This window comes from Kineococcus indalonis (assembly GCF_009906395.1).
Lineage (GTDB): Bacteria > Actinomycetota > Actinomycetes > Actinomycetales > Kineococcaceae > Kineococcus > Kineococcus indalonis.
This window is the reverse complement of sequence record NZ_JAAALM010000828.1, coordinates 1-1,147: the sequence shown is the minus strand read 5'-3', so window position 1 is coordinate 1,147 and position 1,147 is coordinate 1. Positions and strand designations below refer to the sequence as shown.

General features: G+C 77.9%; 2 protein-coding genes. Both read left to right on the top strand.

Annotation, left to right across the window (positions count from 1 at the left end):
• The first annotated feature begins 109 nt into the window (after positions 1 to 109).
• Positions 110 to 841 carry an RNA polymerase sigma factor SigE gene (sigE, locus tag GTR00_RS21395; protein WP_166613516.1) on the top strand — a complete coding sequence of 244 codons (732 nt, stop codon included), beginning with the start codon at positions 110 to 112 and terminating at the stop codon, positions 839 to 841.
• On the top strand, positions 838 to 1,147 hold a 310-nt coding region (locus GTR00_RS21390), incomplete at its 3' end, for an anti-sigma factor family protein (RefSeq protein WP_205706368.1). The genes sigE and GTR00_RS21390, both read left to right, overlap by 4 nt.

Sequence of the window (1,147 nt, the reverse complement as noted above, 5' to 3'; positions counted from 1 at the left end):
TGCGGGAACCGCGCGGGTCCACCTGCCGTTGGACCCCGTGAGCCCGTCCGGTGGAGATCGGGTGCGACGTGGGGCCGGGGAGTGGCCCCGGGGAGGGGAGTGGGAGACGATGGGAGCAGTGGCGGTGCCGTTCACGGTCCCCTTCCCCGCCCGCACCAGGAGGAGCACCGTGCCTGACGACCCAGGCGGCCCCCGGGCCCTGCCCGGCGACCAGGTCCCGCCCGGCGAGCGCGCCGCGGGCCGGGCCCCCCTGGCGCACGCACCGGCCGTCTCCGCGTGGGTGCCGCCGACGTGGGAGGAGGTCGTGCGCGACCACTCCGGGCGGGTGTACCGGCTGGCCTACCGCCTCACCGGCAACCGGCACGACGCCGAGGACCTCACCCAGGAGGTCTTCGTGCGCGTCTTCCGCTCGCTGTCCAGCTACCAGCCGGGCACCTTCGAGGGCTGGCTGCACCGCATCACCACGAACCTCTTCCTGGACCAGGTGCGGCGCAAGCAGCGCATCCGCTTCGACGCGCTCGCCGAGGACGCCGGCGAGAAGCTGCCCAGCACCGACGTCGGGCCCGAGCGCGCCTACGAGCACCGCAACCTCGACGACGACGTCCAGGCGGCCCTGGACTCCCTGCCGCCGGACTTCCGCGCCGTCGTGGTGCTGTGCGACATCGAGGGGCTGTCCTACGAGGAGATCGCGGCGACCCTCGGCGTGAAGCTCGGCACGGTGCGCTCGCGCATCCACCGCGGCCGCGCCCAGCTGCGCACGGCGCTGGCGCACCGCGCACCGCGCCCCCCGGCGGCCCCGGCCCCGGCGTCCCGCCTGGCCCTCGGCGAGGAGAGCTCGTGAGCGGACCGCACCTCGGCGCGCGGGTCACCCCGCTCGTCGACGGGCGGCTCGCCCCCGACGCGGCCCTGCGCGCCGACGAGCACCTCCGGGCGTGCTGCGAGTGCGCCGAGGCCGTGGAGGCCGAGCGCCTGGTGCGCGCCCGCCTGCGCGCGCTGCCGGACCTCGAGCCCTCCGGCGACCTGATGGCCCGCCTGCGCGACATCGGCGGCCCCAGCGGGCCCCTGCCGCCGCGGGGCGGGCCGGCACGGCCATCGGCAGGTCGCGCGGCGGCCACCGCGCCGCCCGCGCGCCTGGACCCGGTGCGCC

Bases quoted from the DNA above. Each gene is read 5' to 3' on its own strand.
- sigE (WP_166613516.1), top strand. From the start codon at position 110: ATGGGAGCAGTGGCGGTGCCGTTCACGGTCCCCTTCCCCGCCCGCACC.